The following is a 14897-nucleotide window of genomic DNA, read 5'->3' on the forward strand; positions in this document are numbered from 1 at the left end:
AACCACCGGCTCTTCGCACCACACAACACCAAGAGCACGACGGAACGCAGGGAAACGGACTCCACGGGCCCCGGAGGACCGACACGACGGGCCACCGACGGAGCACGGTCGGGCCACGACCGCTCCCGTCCCCGCCCGTCAGCCGTCCTTCGCCCCCGTGCGTTCGCCGGGAACCGCCGCGGGTCACCGACGTCCGATGCCGCCTCCCCGTTCCGGGCGGGCCGACCCCGCCCCCGCGCCCCGGCCTCGCCTGCTCACCCCCGTGGGCTCCGTGCGCGGGCGCCGATATTAGCGCACAAGGCGCGGACAGGGCATATGATCCGCCTTGTTTCGCAGGGAGTTGGGACGCACCGGGGGAGTCCATGAACACCAGCACCGACCGTTCCGGGGACGACCGTCCCCGCGGAGTGATCCACCTGCGGAACCCCTCCGCGTCCGCCCCGCCTCCCCAGCCGACCCCCACCGCCTCCCCGGCCACCACCGGTTCACCCGTCCCGGCCGACTCCCGTGACCTGCGACGCCCGCGCACCCCCGTGCGCGCCCCCGACCGGATAGAGCCGGCGCCCGTGGTGCTCTCCGCCGCACGGCCGCAGACCCGTTTCACCGGCGGCCGGGGCGTCCTCCAGGCCAACCTCAACTGGCGTCCCGGGGCCGACGCCGACCTGGACCTCGGCTGCCTGGTGGCCTGCCGCGAGGGCGACGGCACCGCCGTGCAGGCCCTCGGCGGCTCCTACGGTTCCCTCACCCGGTGGCCCTACGTCAGCCTCGACCAGGACGACCGCACCGGGGCCAGCTCGGACGGCGAGACCCTGCGCGTCAGCCTCGACCACGCCCACGTCTTCGAACGGCTGCTGCTCTACGTGTACGTGTACGAGGGCGCCGTCGACTTCCGTGCCCTGGGCGCCACCGTCACGGTCACGGTGCCCGGCGAACCCGGCGCCCGCATCCACCTCGACGACTCCCCGTCCGGTGCCACCGCCTGCGCCATCGCCCTGGTCCGACCCGCCGTCGACGGCCTCTCCCTCCGCCGCGAGGTCCGCTGGTTCCGCCCCTCGCCCGAGCTGTGGATACAGCAACAACTGGACGCCGCCTACGGGTTCGGGTTCCAGTGGGTGTACGCGAGCAAGGACGGATAGGGGGCGACCCGCCCCGCACTCTCCCGTGACCGGCCGCTTCCTCAGGCCGGCCCGGTGCCCCCGGCCTTGACGCTCGCGACGAAGGAGAAGAAGGCGGGAGCGGAAACCGTCAGGGCGGGACCGCCGAGGTTCTTGGAGTCGCGAAGGGGAACGATGCCCTGTACACCGGCGAGGTTGACGGCGACCTCGACACATTGACCGCCCTGACCACTGTAGGAAGACGTGAACCAACGGGGCATGGCAGATTCAATCGTCACGCGGCGCCCTTTCGAAGCTGTTTGATCAGAGCCACGGAAGCATCCTGTGACAGTGCTCCCACCTGGAGTTGATGGTAATCGGTCAGCCTGGGGAGCACAGCGGCTACGTTGCGCTCCAGATGCCCTTGCTGAGACGACTGCGCATAGGACATCAGCGATCGGTCCGGGAGGGTCAGAATTGTGATCGGCAGGCTGAATGTCCGCCGTACGCCCATCGCGAAGGGGGCGATCTGTAGCGAGGTGTTCGGCATATCGGCGAACTCCAACAGGCGCGCGAACTGCGCGTCCATGATCTCGGGGCTGCCGATCGGCCGGCGAACGCACCCCTCGTCCAACACGACGAAGATCATGGGTGGGCGTGGTCGCTTCAGGGCCTCCTGCCGTTCTGCCACGAGGGCCACCCGTTCCTCGGCCTGTTCAGGTGTGGCTGCCCCACGCGTGACCTCGTAGTCCTCGATGGCCGATGCGTACTCCCGGGTCTGCAAGAGTCCGGGCACGACGCCGACCTCGTACAACCGGATCTCCACGGCCCGCGCCTCGTAGCCGACGTACTCGGGGAAGCCCGCCAGCAGGCTGCCGTGGACGATCTCCCGCCAAGCCCGCTCGAACGACTCTTCCGCCCCTCTCAGACCGAAGGCGCTGTCCAGCGCGCACGAAAAGCGACGGGTCGGAGACTTGCGACCGGTTTCCACGGCGGATACGTGCCTCCCCGAATAATCCGTGCGTTCGCCCAGTTGGTCCTGGGTCCAGCCCCGTCCTATCCGGGTACTGCGCAGACGTGCTCCGAAGGCCGCTTCGGGGCTCGCTCCGGGGTTCAAGTCCTTGATGTTGACCATTGTGTTCTTCACCCCTGACACGTTGAAGAAGTGCCGGACGCTGAGCCACCCTGACTTCCCTGGTAGTGGAACCCCTACGAAGAGGAACGGCCGTGCCCGGTATGGAGGTCGGCACAGAGTCGCAGTCGCCCCGAATCGGCGTGGGCGATCTGGCATTTGACACTCGAAAGGGTGTCGTCGGGTGGGTCATGGACCACATCAGCGGCGAGTACCACCTCCGCCGCCCGGGGGCGGCTCGGGGATGAGCAGGCGTTTCCGCGACATCGACTGGGAGTTGAAGCAGATGGAGTCCGACAAGAAGGCCCATGTCCAGTGCATCTCGGGCACCCCTCGCTGCGGGGCGGTACCGCCCGGCCGGCCCGGGAGCAGGAGCTGGGACGACGTGCTCACCTGGACCGAGGAGCACTTCCGCCTCACCGGCCACCGGCGCTACGACCGGGTGGTCTTCGACCTGGTGCAGTGGGACCCGCCCCAGGACGCCGGCCCGCGCTCCCTCCCCGACGCCACCACCTGAACGCCACGCCCCGAGGGGTCCGTTCGACCCCACGTCCCGTGCCCGACACCCACCTCACCCTCACCCGTATCGGCAGGGCAGCATGACCGAAGAACCCTCCACGCCCGTCCCGGGCGACCTCGACGAACTCCGCACCGCCCTCGACACATTGGCGAGGCCACCCGTTGAGCTCCCCTGGCCCTCAGCACAGCAACTCGTCCACCGGGTCGCACCGTTGGCCTGGGAGCAGCTGAAGGCCCACGACGCGTGGCACCGGCTCATCCCCACCGACCGCGCGGCGATGTACTGGACCCTCGCCGCCGCCCACCGGATCGCCGCCGGTCCGGCCCCCGACCTCGCCGAGCGGCAGCCCGTCCTCGCCGAGCTGGTGCGGGACTGTGCCCACTTCGGCCGGCACTGCGAACCGCGGCGCACGGACCGCTGGCCGGAGGCGGAGGGCCGGCACGAACAACGGGAGGCCGCCCTCCACCAGCTCGCCTGGCTCCAGGACCTCCACCCCGTCTGGCGCGCCGAGGTCTTCCGGATCCTCGAACACGGCCCCGGATCCGCGCCGGGTCCGACCAACTGGGCCGAACCGTCCCGGGTCTGGGACGCCCTCGGCGAGGCCCAACGCCTCATCGGCCCGGGCCGCGAGGACATCGACACCACCCCGTCCGGCGAGAAGGACGACGGCAGCGAAACCGCCCGCCGGTTCGCCGAACTCCCCGAGGGCTGGCAGGCCGAAGCCCTCCGCCGCATCGGACAGGGTGCCGTGCCCCGCCAGACCGTCACCGAGGCCAACGAGGCGATCGACCTGCTCCCCGGCTTCGGCATCACCCTCCGCCCGGCGCCCCCGCCCTGACCCGGGCACTCCGTTCCCGCCCCTGCCCCGCCGGCACCCCGCCCGGCGGGGGCGTCCGTGCCACCACCGGGCTCGCGCCGGCCGCCCGCGTCAGTCCCGCCGAGGTCCGCTCGGGTCCTCGCCCACGGTCCAGATCCAGCCCAGCGGGGTGAGGCCGAGGGCGCGGGCGACGGAGCGGGACGCGTGGTTGTCGGCGGTGGTGCTGTAGAAGAGCACGCTCCGGGTGCGGCGCTCGCGCTCCGACCAGGCGGCGAGGACGGCCGGGGCGAGGCGCTGGCCGCGGAAGTCGGGGCGGGTCCAGACGCCGGCCTCCGCGGCGGTGGCGTTCGACGCGGGCGTGAAGCAGATCGACACCGGCTCCCGGTCGTGGACGGCCATGGCCCACTGCCCCGTGCGCCCGTTGACCAGCTCGTTCCACTCGCCCGGCTGCCAGTTGTCGGGCCGGACGAGTTGTCGGGCGGTGCGCAGGCCGTCCGTGGTGGAGGTGATGACGGGCAGCGGGGACGGGTCGGGGTCGGTGAGGCGGTCGGGGAAGACGTAGCTCGGTCCGCCCTCGACGACGGACGCCTTCCGGTCGTGGTCGAGGGACGCGACCAGACGGCGCAGGGCTTCGGGCGGCTCACCGGGGGCGTACTGCTGCTCCGTGCCGTCGATCGAGTCGGGGAGCGCGAGCCCGGGCGCGAGTGCCAGGAGCCGTGCGCCGGGGGACCAGGCCCACACGGCGAGCAGGGAAGGATCTCTCAGGACTGCCTGCGGGGTGTCGGAATCCTGCGGCACGAGGCCGTGGTTGACGTCGATCTCCAGAGTCAGCAGGCGTTCTTCGTCCCAGCGCATGCCGGAAGGCTAGCTCCGCCGGGGTCCGCCTCCCCGCACCGCTCCGGGGGCGGGGAGGTTTGCGGCCCGCCCCACCGCGCGGGAACCACGAACCCCGCCCGGCCGGAGCCGGGCGGGGTTCGGTGGGTTCGCCGTTGCGGGTGGCCGCCGTGGGGCGACCGGCGGGGTCACATCCCGTGAACGGCCGGGATGGTGCCCAGGCGGCCCTTCTGGAAGTCCTCGAACGCCTGCTGGAGTTCCTCGCGGGTGTTCATGACGAACGGGCCGTAGTGGGCCATCGGCTCGCGCAGCGGACGACCGCCGAGGAGGACGACCTCCAGGTCGGGGGTGTGGGAGTCCTGCTTCTCGTCGGCGCGGACGGTGAGGGACGAGCCGTTGCCGAAGACGGCGGTCTGGCCCAGGTGGACCGGACGGCGTTCGGCGCCCACCGTGCCGCGGCCGGCCAGGACGTAGGCGAGGCCGTTGAAGTCCTGGCGCCAGGGGAGGGTGACCTCGGCGCCGGGGCGGACGGTGGCGTGCACCATGGTGATCGGGGTGTGCGTGATGCCGGGGCCCTCGTGGCCGTCCAGTTCGCCGGCGATGACGCGCAGCAGCGCGCCGCCGTCCGCCGTGGTGAGCAACTGGATCTCGCCGCCGCGGATGTCCTGGTAGCGCGGGTCCTTCATCTTGTCCGCGGCCGGCAGGTTGACCCAGAGCTGGAGACCGTGGAACAGGCCGCCGGACGCGACGAGTTCCTCCGGCGGGGTCTCGATGTGCAGCAGCCCCGCACCGGCGGTCATCCACTGGGTGTCACCGTTGGTGATGGTGCCGCCACCGCCGTTGGAGTCGCGGTGGATGAACGTCCCGTCGATGATGTAGGTGACGGTCTCGAAGCCGCGGTGCGGGTGCCAGGGGGTTCCCTTCGGCTCGCCCGCCGCGTAGTCGACCTCGCCCATCTGGTCCATCATGATGAACGGGTCCAGGTACTTGTAATTGATTCCGGCGAAGGCCCGGCGGACCGGGAATCCCTCGCCCTCGAAGCCGCTCGGAGCGGTGGTCACGGCGAGTACCGGACGCGCTTCGGCATCCTGGGGCGCCACCACGCGGGGCAGGGTCAACGGGTTCTCAACGGTCACAGCGGGCATCGCGGGTACCTCCTCGTGATCCGACTTTAGTTGAATCTAAAACTTTCTGCCACTCGTAACGTCTCCCCGCGGCTCTCCATTCCCCCGGTCCCGGGCCGATGCCGCGCCCCCCGCCCCCGCCGGCGGCTCCAGCAGGGCGCGCAGCACCGCGTACGAGCGGTCCCAGTTCCACTCCTCCCCGACCCAGGCGCGCCCCCGCGCCCCCATGTCGGCCGCCAGGCGCCCGTCCCGCAGCAGGCGCACCAGGCGGTCGGCGACCGCCGCGACCGAGGTGCCGTCGACGACGTAGCCGGTCTCCCCGTCCCGCACCGCGTCCGGGGCGCCGCCGGACCGGCCGGCGACGACGGGGAGCCCGGCCGCCGCGGCCTCCAGGTAGACGATGCCGAGCCCTTCCACCTCCAGCCCTCGGCGACGGGTTCGACAGGGCATCGCGAAGACGTCGGCCGCCGCGTAGTGGCCGGGCAGGTCGGCGTGGCGGTGGCCGCCCGCGAAGACCACCGCGTCCGAGACGCCCTCCGCCGCCGCGAGCCGGCGCAGCTCCCCCTCGTACGGGCCGTCCCCGACCAGCAGCAGGACCGCGTCGGGCACCGCCCGGCGCACCCACGGCACCGCCCTGACCAGGGTGTCCTGGCCCTTGCGGGGCACCAGCCGGGAGGCGCAGAGGATCACCGGGCGGCGGGCCAGGCCGTACCGGTCCCGGACCGGGGTGCCGTCGAGGTCGGGGCGGAAGGCGGCGGTGTCCACGCCGGGCACCAGGCGTTCCACCCGGGTTCCGGGGGCGAGCGCCGTGGCGATCGGCCGCCGGGTGGCCGGCCCCAGCACCGTGACGGCGTCGACGTCGGCGCCGATGCGGCGCAGCAGCGCCCGGGTGCCCGGGGTCCTGGCCCACCAGACCTCGTGCCCGTGGGTGGTGGCGACGGCCGTGCGCACCCCGGCCCCGCGGCGCAGGCCGCGCGCCATCAGCCCGAGCGGGGCCGCCGCGCCGAACCAGACCCGGTCGCAGCCGTACCGGCGGGCGGTCCGCACCGCCAGGGCGGTGGCCCCCGGGGTGGGCAGCAGGGTGCGGGTGGCGGCCCGCACCACCGGGAACGGCAGGGCGGCGTCGTACGCGCGGGCGCCGGGGTGCGCGGAGGTGAGGACGACGACCCCGGTCGGCGGGAAGCGGGCGGCGAGGGCACCGACGAAGGTCTCGATGCCGCCCTGCCGGGGCGGGAAGTCATTGGTGACGATCAGGGTGCGCATGCGCGCCTCTCCGCTCTGCTCTGCCCGGTTCGGTCGCCCGGGGACGGAGCCGGTCCCGGCCCCGGTCCTCCGGGTCGGGACCCGTGCGCACCGCGCCCTTCGGCCCCGTCCGAGGCTAGGAAGGGTCGCCCGGGCGGTCGTCGGCTCCTGGGGCGTATCCGCACGTCAACCCGTGGGCTGACGTGTCCGCCCAACTCCACCCGTACGGTGAGGAGCGAACGGACGGTGCGGCCCCACCACGGGACCCCGCGGCACCACGGGCTCGACGGAAGGGACGGGGAGGGCGTGTTCGCTGTGCCGCACCCCCGCACACCACGCCCGCGCCCCCGCGCCACGGCGCTGCGCGGGTGGATCGGCTCGCCGGGGTACCAGAACGTGACGGGATGGGGTCTGACCGTCCTCGCGGTGCTGGAGCTGTCCTGGTACCCGGCTGACCCGTGGACCCGGGCGGGGGTGCTGCTGTCCACGGTGTCGCTGGCATGGCGGCGGACCTGTCCGCCCCTCGGGTTCCTCACCGTCGCCGCGGCGCTGCTCGCCTTCGCCGCCGATCACACCTTCTACCTGGTGACCATGGTCAGCGGGCTGGTCGGCGTCTACACCCTCGCCCGGCACCGGGTGCAGCACCCGGCGGTGCTGGTGCTCAGCGGAGTGCTCGGCGCCGGGGCGGTGAACCTGGTCCACATCGCGACCTGGCCGCCGGTCGACGGCGTCCCGGTGCCGACCGTCGGGCGGCCCGGCTCGCTGGGGCTGTTCGCCGAGGCGTTCGTGTTGACCGTCATCGTCATCGGCGCCGTGGCGATGGGCGACGCGGTGCGCGCCCGGGACGAGACCCGCCGGGAACGGGCCCTGGCACAGGCCCGGTTGATCGCGCTGGAGCGCCGGGAGGCCGCGGCGGCGGAACGGGCCTCGATCGCCCGCGAGTTGCACGACATCGTGGCGCACTCGGTGTCGATGATCGCGGTCCAGGCGGAGAGCGCCACGTACACCACTCCGGGTCTGGGGCCCGAGGCCCGCGAGGGGTTCCAGCAGATCGCGGTGAACGCCCGCGCCTCGATGGACGAGTTGCGACGGTTGCTGGGCGTGCTGCGCACCCCCGGCGCGCCCGGCGCGCTCACCGCCCCGCACCCCACGCTGGCGCAGTTGCCGGCGCTGGTCGAGCAGCACCGTGCGGTGGGCGAACGGGCCGGGTTGCGGATCAGCGGGGAGCCGGTGGCGCTGCCCGCGGGCTGGGAACTGTCCGCGTACCGCATCGTCCAGGAGGCCCTGACCAACGCCCGCAAGCACGCGCCGGGCGGCCGGACCCTGGTGGAGGTGGACTACCGGGCCGAGGCCCGGTTGCTCGTGCTGCGCATCGTCGACGACGGTCCGGGCGGCGGCGCCCGCCCGGACCCGACCGCCCGGGCCGCTCCCTCCGACGGAGGTCACGGGCACGGGCTCAACGGGATGCGGGAGCGCGCGGCACTCGTCGGAGGACGGCTGAGCGCCGGCGCACGCCCCGGCGGGGGCTTCATCGTGGTCGCCGAGCTGCCCTGGTGAGCACGGCGGAACGGGACGGACACGTGGTGGAGGAAGGGGCAGCGGGTGACGCGCGGAGGGAACGGCGGAACGTGATCGACCGGGGACACGGCACGGGCGACCCGGCCGACCCCCGCCCGGACGGCACCCCGTCCACCGGGACGGGCCGGGGCGGGGTGATCCGCACGGTGGTCGCCGACGACCAGGCCGTGGTGCGCACCGGATTCGTCAACCTGCTGTCCACACAGGACGACATCGAGGTGGTCGGGGAGGCCGAGGACGGGGCGCAGGCGGTGCGGGTCGTCACCGAGACCCGGCCGGACCTGGTGCTGCTGGACATCCGGATGCCGCGGCTCAGCGGCATCGATGCCGCTCGGGAGATCCTGGCGGACCCGGTCGACGCGCCCAAGGTGCTGATGCTGACGACGTTCGGGCTCGACGAGTACGTGTACGACGCGTTGGCGGCCGGGGCCGGCGGCTTCCTGCTGAAGGACGCCACCTTCGCCGAACTGCTGCACGCGGTGCGGGTCGTGGCGGCCGGCGAGGCCCTGCTCTCCCCGGAGATCACCAAACGGCTGATCGGGGACTTCGTGCACAGCAGGACGAACCGGCTGCCGGCCCGCGGTGCCGAGGGGTTGACCGCGCGGGAGGCGGAGGTGCTCGTCCTGATCGCCCGGGGGCTGTCGAACGCCGAGATCGGCGCCCGGCTGACCATCACCGACCACACCGTGAAGACCCACATCAACCGGCTGTTCGCCAAGTTGGGGCTGCGCGACCGGGCGCAGGCGGTGATCGCCGCGTACGAGTCGGGCCTGGTCCGGCCCCGCGGCGGCTGACCGGGCCCGCCTCCCGTCGCGGGACGGGGCGGGCCGGTCGCCGGCCGGCTCAGCCCGCCACGAACTGCGTGAGGATCGCCTGCACCTCGTAGATGTCGACGCCCTTGGTGAAGGTCTTCTGGATCGGCACCGAGTTGCCGGAGACCCAGAGCTTCAGCTCGGCGTCGAGGTCGAAGGTGCCGGCGGTCTCCACCGCGAAGTGGGTGATGCTCCGGTACGGCACGCTGTGGTACTCGACCTTCTTGCCGGTGATGCCCTGCTTGTCGATCAGAATCAGTCGGCGGTCGGTGAAGAGGATGGCGTCCCGGACGAGTTGGTACGCGGCGTGCACCTGCTCCCCGTGACCCAACAGCTTCCCGAAGTCGTGCGCCGCCTGCTGCGGATCGATCGTGTGCGCGTTCCCGAACAGTGCCATGACCAGTACCCCGCTGAATTCGTACGATGAGAGGACCCTTCTGTCGTATCACACGCAAACGGGAAGCCGGGGGTTGCCCGAGCGCCCCTCCCCGGCCGGACCGCACGGGGTGACGGGCCGGGTGACGGACCCGGGGTTTCGGCCACACGATCGGGTCATCCATGACCGAGGGGAACGCCCTCGGCGCCGATCTCTCGTTGGGGGGAAGGGAGTTCGGGCCCGGCCTCCCCCCGGCCGGACCATCAGCCCGTACGACCGGACCGCTCACCGTGAAGGACCCCCGTGGACGACGTTCCCCTGCTCCCCCCGCCCCCCGCGTCCCCGACCCCGGGCGCCCCGCCCGGCACCGGCAGACGGCCCGCCGGCGGGCACCGACGCCGGCGGGCCCGCACCGGTCGACGGCTGTGGGGCGCCCTCGTGGTGATCGCCGCGCTCGGGGCGGGAACGGTCGCCGCGGCCACCGCCTTCGGCACCCCGGCCGGGGTCGCCGCCGGCGCGGCACGGACCGCCGCACTGGCCCCGCCCCCGCCCGGCGGACCCGACACCGGCCCCGAGAGCCCGGCCCCGCGCTCCCCCGCCACCCCCACGCCGGAGGCCGCGCCGGCGCCCACCGACCCCGGCACGCCCCCGCAGCAGGCCACCCCCGGGCCGAGCCCGGCCCCGGCCGGGACCACCGGCCCCGGGGCCGAGCCCTCCCCGCAGGGGGCACCGTCCCCCGCCCGGCCGCGCACCGGCCGCTCGGGCGCCGGCTCCGGCATGGTCGCCCAGGTCACCGCCCTGGTGAACTCCCACCGGGTGCGCGCCGGTTGCCGCCCGGTGACCGCCGACGCCCGGCTGAACCGGGCCGCGGTCGGCCACAGCCGGGACATGGGGCTGCGGGGCTACTTCGACCACGTCTCGCCGCAGGGGACGGACGTCGGCGACCGGGTCACCGCCCAGGGCTACGCCTGGTCCGTCGTCGGGGAGAACGTGGCGGCCGGCCCGCGCACCGCCGCCGCGGCCGTGCGCGGCTGGATGGAGAGCCCCGGCCACCGGGCCAACATCCTCAACTGCTCCTTCGTCCACATGGGCCTGGGCATCGAGGGCGAACGCGGCTCACCCGGCGGCCCGCACTGGACACAGGTGTTCGCCGCGCCCGCGCGCTGACCCGGCGCATCCCCGACCGTCACCCGTCCTGCCGCGCGGGCGTGCGCCGGCGGACCGCCGGGGTTTCACTCGGGGCATGCCAGCCACGGGCGAGCCGCGCGCGGACCGGCCCGGCGGCGCGCACGGAACCGGCGTCCGCCGGCCCGGGCCGTTGCGCCGGGTCGGCGAGTTCTGCGCCCGGCACGCCGTCCCGGTCCTGCTGCTGTGGCTGGCCGCGCTCCTCGGGCTCCAGGCGCTGCACCACGCCTACGGCGGCACCTACTCCGACGACTTCTCCCTCCCCGACACCCAGTCCCAGCACGGGCTCGACGTCCTCAAGGACCACGACCCGGCCGCCGGCGGCTACGGCTCGCAGATCGTGCTGCACGACGCCGACCGGCCGCTCGGCGCGGTCGGCCCGCAGCTCGACCAGACCGTCACCGCGCTCCAGAAGCTGCCGGACGTGCTGTCCGTGCAGAACCCGTTGACCGCTCCCCCGACACCGTCCGGCGCACCCGACGTGGGCCCGCTCTCCGGCGACGGGCACACCGCGTACGTCACCGTCCGGTTCGACGTCCAGCCCTCCACCCTCGGCGAGGACTACCTGCACGGCGTCGACGAGGCGGTGCAGCCGCTGCGCTCCGCCGGCGTGGACGTCGAGTACGGCGGCCCGCTCGGCGAGTTGGCACGTCCGGAGCCGAACGACCGGCTCAGCGAGGCGATCGGCTTCGGGGTGGCGATCGTGGTGCTGCTGATCGGCTTCGGCAGCGTCATCGCCGCCGTGCTGCCCCTGGTCACCGCGCTGATCAGCGTGGTCTGCGGACTGGCGCTGCTCGCCCTGCTGGCCGCCGCCTCCACCTTCGCGACCGTCTCCCCCACCCTGGCCACGATGATCGGGCTGGGCGTCGGCATCGACTACGCGCTGTTCCTCGTCACCCGGCACCGGCAGGGGCTGATGGACGGCCGGGACCCGGTGGCGGCGGCCGGCGGGGCCGCGGCCACCAGCGGGCACGCGGTGCTGCTCTCCGGCTGCACGGTGATCATCGCGCTCTCCGGGCTCTGGGTGTCGGGCATCGCCTTCATCGGCAAACTGGGGCTGGCCGCCGCGGTGACCGTGGTGACGGCGGTGCTCGGCGCGCTGACCCTGGTCCCGGCGCTGCTCGGGCTGGTCGGACGGCACGTCGACCGGTGGCGGGTGCGCACCCCGATCGCCGAGACCGACGCCGAGCCCGGTGAGGAGGTCACCGGTGCCTGGCACCGCTACGCCCGGCGGGTGGAACGACGGCCCTGGTGGTACGCGGGGGCGGGGGTGGCGGTCCTCGCCGTGCTGTCGATCCCGGTGTTCTCGATCCAGCTGGGGCACATCGGCGACGGTGCCGACCCGAAGTCGTTCACCGACCGGCGCGCCTTCGACCTGATGTCCTCCGCGTTCGGTCCCGGCTCCAACGGTCCGCTGACCCTGGTCGTCGACCAGTCGGACGTCCCGCAGGCGGACCGGTCGGCGCTGGCCGCGCAGGCGACGAAGGCGCTGACCGGGGTGCCGGACGCCGCCTACGTCACCCCGTTGACGGCCACCTCGGACGGGGACGTGCTGGTGGGCACCGCCTACTCGGTCGCGGCCCCGCAGGACGCACGGACCACCGACCTGGTCAACCGGCTCCGCGACGAGGTGCTGCCGGACGCGGTCGCCGGGACCTCCGCCCACGGGTACGTCACCGGGACCACCGCCGCCCAGGTCGACTTCCTGGACATCGTCGCCGCCCGGCTGCCGTGGATCATCGCGGCCGTGGTGGGGCTGGCGTTCCTGGTGATCCTGGTGGTGTTCCGGGGCGTGCTGGTGGCCTTGAAGGCGGCCGTCCTCAACGTGCTGTCCATCGCGGCCTCCTACGGGGTGGTGGTCGCGGTGTTCCAGTGGGGGTGGGGCGGGCCGGCGCTCGGGGTGTCGGGGACGGTGCCCGTCGAGAGCTACGTGCCGATGATGATGTTCGCGATCGTCTTCGGGCTGAGCATGGACTACGAGATCTTCCTGCTCTCCCGCATCCACGAGGCGTGGCTGCGCACCGGCGACCCGAAGGCCAGCGTGGCGCACGCCCTGGAGATCACCGCGCGGGTCATCACCTGCGCCGCGTTGATCATGGTCAGCGTCTTCGCCGCGTTCGTCATCTCCGACAACATCGTGGTCAAGATGCTGGGCCTGGGCCTCGCGGTGAGCGTGCTGGTGGACGCGACGGTGGTGCGGCTGCTGCTGGTGCCCGCGGTGATGACGCTGCTCGGCCGCGGCGCGTGGTGGACCCCGCGCTGGCTGGACCGGGTGCTGCCGACCCTGCACGCGGAGGGCGAGGCGCCGCCGCCCCGCCCGCCCGCCGGGTGACGGAGGCCGGGGCGGATCACCGGGTGCGGCGGTGGAACAGCGGGACGGCCAGGGCGACCGCGCCGGCGGTCACGCCGGCGCACCAGGCCAGCGCGATCCACGGCTGGTGGCCCACCCGCTCGTCCAGCAGCAGGGCCCGCACGGACTCGATCAGCGGGGTGAGCGGCTGGTGTTCGGCGAAGCCGTGCAGCCAGCCGGGCATGCTCTCGACCCGGACGAAGGCGCTGGAGGGGTAGGGCAGGAACATCATCAGGAACGCGACGCCGCCCGCGGCCTCGGGGGACTCGGCGAGCAGGCCGAGCGCGGCGGAGAGCCAGGAGACCGCGACGATCCAGCAGGCGAGCAGCCCGGCCGCGGCGAGGTACTCGACGGGGCCGGCGGTCGGCCGGAACCCGATGGCGAGCGCCACGACCAGCACCAGGGCGGTCGCGACGAGATTGCGGGCGACGGAGGCGGCGACATGGCCCGCGAGGACGGGGACGCCGCCGATGTCGGCGGCCCGGAACCGGTCGACGATCCCGTTCTTCATGTCCTCGGCCACCGCCACGGCCGTGGATCCGGCGCCGAAGCCGGCGCACAGCAGCATGACGCCGGGGACGACGTAGGTGACGTACGCGGTGCCGGTGTCGATGGCGCCGCCGAAGAAGTAGACGAAGACCAGCATGAGCAGCACCGGCAGCAGCAGTGCGGTGAACAGGGCGTCGGGGCTGCGGCGGCTGATGCGCAGGCTGCGGGCGGCCATGGTCCGGGCGGTGCTGAGGGAGGCGGTCATCGGCGGTCTCCGGTCGGGGTTCCGGTCAGGGCCAGGAAGACGTCGTCGAGGGTGGCGGTGCGCAGGTCGAACCGGTCGACCGCGGTGTGGTCGGGGTCGAGGACGTCGAGCAGCGCGCGCACGTGGCCGGAGGTGCCGTCGGTGGCGATCCCCACGGTGAGCCGGTCCGGGTCCAACCGGGCGCCGTCGACGGGGAGTCGGGCGGTCACCCGGTCGTAGTCGGCGCGGGAGGCGAGCACGAGGTCCAGCCGGTGCCCGGCCACCCGGGACTTCAACTCCTCGGCGGTGCCCTCGGCGACGACGCGACCGCCGTCCAGCAGGCTGATCCGGTCGGCGAGGACGTCCGCCTCCTCCAGGTACTGGGTGGTGAGCAGCACCGTGGTGCCTCCGGCGCGCAGTTCGCGGACGATCCGCCACAGGTCCTGACGGCTGCGCGGGTCGAGGCCGGTGGTGGGTTCGTCCAGGAAGAGGACGGGGGGCCGGGTCACCAGTCCGGCGGCGAGGTCCAGCCGGCGGCGCATGCCGCCGGAGTAGCCGCGGGCGGGGCGCCCCGCGGCGGCGACGAGGTCGAACCGTTCGAGGAGTTCGTCGGCGCGGGCCCGGGCCGCCCGGGCGGTCAGCCCGGCCAGCCGGCCCATCATCCGCAGCGTCTCGGCACCGGTCTGGAGGGCGTCCACGGCGGCGAACTGGCCGGTGAGGCCGATCCGGGCGCGCACCTCGGAGCGCGCGGCGCGCACGTCGTGCCCGGCGACCCGGGCGGTCCCGGAGTCGGCGGTGGTGAGGGTGGCCAGGATGCGCACCGTGGTGGTCTTGCCGGCGCCGTTCGGTCCCAGCAGGGCGTGCACGGTGCCGGGCCCGACGTCGAGGTCGAGGCCGTCCAGGACCCGTAGGTCGCCGTAGGACTTGGTCAGGGCGGCGGCGTGGATGCCCATGGGCGGTCACCTTCCCGTGGTCGGCGCACCTCCGCGCACCGTTCTGCGTATGTCGTACACGTTACTGCGTAAGTAATACACAGAACTAGGATGAGGTCAATCGGGAGCAGCCGGGGCACCCCCGTGCACCGCCGGCACACCACCCGT

The 14897-nt window shown here is 73.7% G+C and carries 15 protein-coding genes; 7 read left to right on the forward strand and 8 right to left on the reverse strand.

Annotation, left to right across the window (positions count from 1 at the left end):
- Positions 1–362 precede the first annotated feature (362 nt).
- On the forward strand, positions 363–1136 hold the full coding sequence (locus ACSMX9_RS13380; RefSeq protein ID WP_445402549.1) for a tellurium resistance protein: 774 nt from the start codon (positions 363–365) through the stop codon (positions 1134–1136).
- Positions 1137–1177: 41 nt separating this feature from the next.
- Here ACSMX9_RS13380 and ACSMX9_RS13385 read toward each other — a convergent pair whose 3' ends face one another.
- A complete protein-coding gene (locus ACSMX9_RS13385) occupies positions 1178–1375 on the reverse strand; it encodes a DUF397 domain-containing protein (RefSeq protein ID WP_445402982.1) in 198 nt (65 codons plus the stop codon).
- A 14-nt stretch (positions 1376–1389) separates the two neighbouring features.
- On the reverse strand, positions 1390–2229 hold the full coding sequence (locus tag ACSMX9_RS13390; RefSeq protein WP_445402983.1) for a helix-turn-helix domain-containing protein: 840 nt from the start codon (positions 2227–2229) through the stop codon (positions 1390–1392).
- A gap of 241 nt (positions 2230–2470) precedes the next feature.
- On the opposite strand from ACSMX9_RS13390, the gene ACSMX9_RS13395 reads away from it, so the two are divergent.
- Positions 2471–2743, forward strand: a complete 273-nt coding sequence (locus ACSMX9_RS13395) for a hypothetical protein (RefSeq protein ID WP_445402550.1) — start codon at positions 2471–2473, stop codon at positions 2741–2743.
- Positions 2744–2825: 82 nt separating this feature from the next.
- On the forward strand, positions 2826–3584 hold the full coding sequence (locus tag ACSMX9_RS13400; RefSeq protein WP_445402551.1) for a hypothetical protein: 759 nt from the start codon (positions 2826–2828) through the stop codon (positions 3582–3584).
- A gap of 90 nt (positions 3585–3674) precedes the next feature.
- Here ACSMX9_RS13400 and ACSMX9_RS13405 read toward each other — a convergent pair whose 3' ends face one another.
- From ACSMX9_RS13405 to ACSMX9_RS13415, 3 genes are all read right to left on the reverse strand, one after another.
- Entirely contained in the window at positions 3675–4418 is a 744-nt protein-coding gene (locus ACSMX9_RS13405) for a GNAT family N-acetyltransferase (protein WP_445402552.1), read from the reverse strand.
- A 167-nt stretch (positions 4419–4585) separates the two neighbouring features.
- On the reverse strand, positions 4586–5542 hold the full coding sequence (locus tag ACSMX9_RS13410; protein WP_351238954.1) for a pirin family protein: 957 nt from the start codon (positions 5540–5542) through the stop codon (positions 4586–4588).
- A 36-nt stretch (positions 5543–5578) separates the two neighbouring features.
- Complete coding sequence (locus tag ACSMX9_RS13415; protein WP_445402553.1) at positions 5579–6784, reverse strand: glycosyltransferase family 4 protein; 1206 nt, start codon at positions 6782–6784, stop codon at positions 5579–5581.
- Between the two features lie 285 nt (positions 6785–7069).
- Here ACSMX9_RS13415 and ACSMX9_RS13420 point away from each other — a divergent pair, with 285 nt between their 5' ends.
- Together ACSMX9_RS13420 and ACSMX9_RS13425 are read left to right on the forward strand one after the other, a co-directional pair.
- Positions 7070–8320 carry a sensor histidine kinase gene (locus tag ACSMX9_RS13420; protein WP_445402554.1) on the forward strand — a complete coding sequence of 417 codons (1251 nt, stop codon included), beginning with the start codon at positions 7070–7072 and terminating at the stop codon, positions 8318–8320.
- Between the two features lie 155 nt (positions 8321–8475).
- Positions 8476–9135, forward strand: coding sequence for a response regulator (locus ACSMX9_RS13425; RefSeq protein WP_445402984.1), 660 nt, complete (start codon positions 8476–8478; stop codon positions 9133–9135).
- 49 nt (positions 9136–9184) lie between these two features.
- On the opposite strand, the gene ACSMX9_RS13430 is transcribed toward ACSMX9_RS13425, so the two are convergent.
- Positions 9185–9550, reverse strand: a complete 366-nt coding sequence (locus ACSMX9_RS13430; RefSeq protein ID WP_351238948.1) for a PH domain-containing protein — start codon at positions 9548–9550, stop codon at positions 9185–9187.
- 282 nt (positions 9551–9832) lie between these two features.
- Between ACSMX9_RS13430 and ACSMX9_RS13435 the strand changes: the two genes are divergently transcribed.
- Positions 9833–10696, forward strand: coding sequence for a CAP domain-containing protein (locus ACSMX9_RS13435; protein WP_445402555.1), 864 nt, complete (start codon positions 9833–9835; stop codon positions 10694–10696).
- 76 nt (positions 10697–10772) lie between these two features.
- Entirely contained in the window at positions 10773–13046 is a 2274-nt protein-coding gene (locus ACSMX9_RS13440; protein WP_445402556.1) for an MMPL family transporter, read from the forward strand.
- Between the two features lie 16 nt (positions 13047–13062).
- Here ACSMX9_RS13440 and ACSMX9_RS13445 read toward each other — a convergent pair whose 3' ends face one another.
- On the reverse strand, positions 13063–13818 hold the full coding sequence (locus ACSMX9_RS13445; RefSeq protein WP_445402557.1) for an ABC transporter permease: 756 nt from the start codon (positions 13816–13818) through the stop codon (positions 13063–13065).
- Complete coding sequence (locus tag ACSMX9_RS13450; protein ID WP_445402558.1) at positions 13815–14750, reverse strand: ATP-binding cassette domain-containing protein; 936 nt, start codon at positions 14748–14750, stop codon at positions 13815–13817. Before ACSMX9_RS13450 ends, ACSMX9_RS13445 begins: the two co-directional genes overlap by 4 nt.
- Between the last annotated feature and the right edge of the window lie 147 nt (positions 14751–14897).

This window comes from Streptomyces sp. LE64, assembly GCF_052606915.1.

Excerpts from the sequence above, each read along its gene's own strand:
- ACSMX9_RS13380 (WP_445402549.1), top strand. The coding sequence starts at position 363 with ATGAACACCAGCACCGACCGTTCCGGGGACGACCGTCCCCGCGGAGTG.
- ACSMX9_RS13385 (WP_445402982.1), bottom strand. The coding sequence starts at position 1,375 with ATGCCCCGTTGGTTCACGTCTTCCTACAGTGGTCAGGGCGGTCAATGT.
- ACSMX9_RS13390 (WP_445402983.1), bottom strand. The coding sequence starts at position 2,229 with ATGGTCAACATCAAGGACTTGAACCCCGGAGCGAGCCCCGAAGCGGCC.
- ACSMX9_RS13395 (WP_445402550.1), top strand. The coding sequence starts at position 2,471 with ATGAGCAGGCGTTTCCGCGACATCGACTGGGAGTTGAAGCAGATGGAG.
- ACSMX9_RS13400 (WP_445402551.1), top strand. The coding sequence starts at position 2,826 with ATGACCGAAGAACCCTCCACGCCCGTCCCGGGCGACCTCGACGAACTC.
- ACSMX9_RS13405 (WP_445402552.1), bottom strand. The coding sequence starts at position 4,418 with ATGCGCTGGGACGAAGAACGCCTGCTGACTCTGGAGATCGACGTCAAC.
- ACSMX9_RS13410 (WP_351238954.1), bottom strand. The coding sequence starts at position 5,542 with ATGCCCGCTGTGACCGTTGAGAACCCGTTGACCCTGCCCCGCGTGGTG.
- ACSMX9_RS13415 (WP_445402553.1), bottom strand. The coding sequence starts at position 6,784 with ATGCGCACCCTGATCGTCACCAATGACTTCCCGCCCCGGCAGGGCGGC.
- ACSMX9_RS13430 (WP_351238948.1), bottom strand. The coding sequence starts at position 9,550 with ATGGCACTGTTCGGGAACGCGCACACGATCGATCCGCAGCAGGCGGCG.
- ACSMX9_RS13440 (WP_445402556.1), top strand. The coding sequence starts at position 10,773 with ATGCCAGCCACGGGCGAGCCGCGCGCGGACCGGCCCGGCGGCGCGCAC.
- ACSMX9_RS13445 (WP_445402557.1), bottom strand. The coding sequence starts at position 13,818 with ATGACCGCCTCCCTCAGCACCGCCCGGACCATGGCCGCCCGCAGCCTG.
- ACSMX9_RS13450 (WP_445402558.1), bottom strand. The coding sequence starts at position 14,750 with ATGGGCATCCACGCCGCCGCCCTGACCAAGTCCTACGGCGACCTACGG.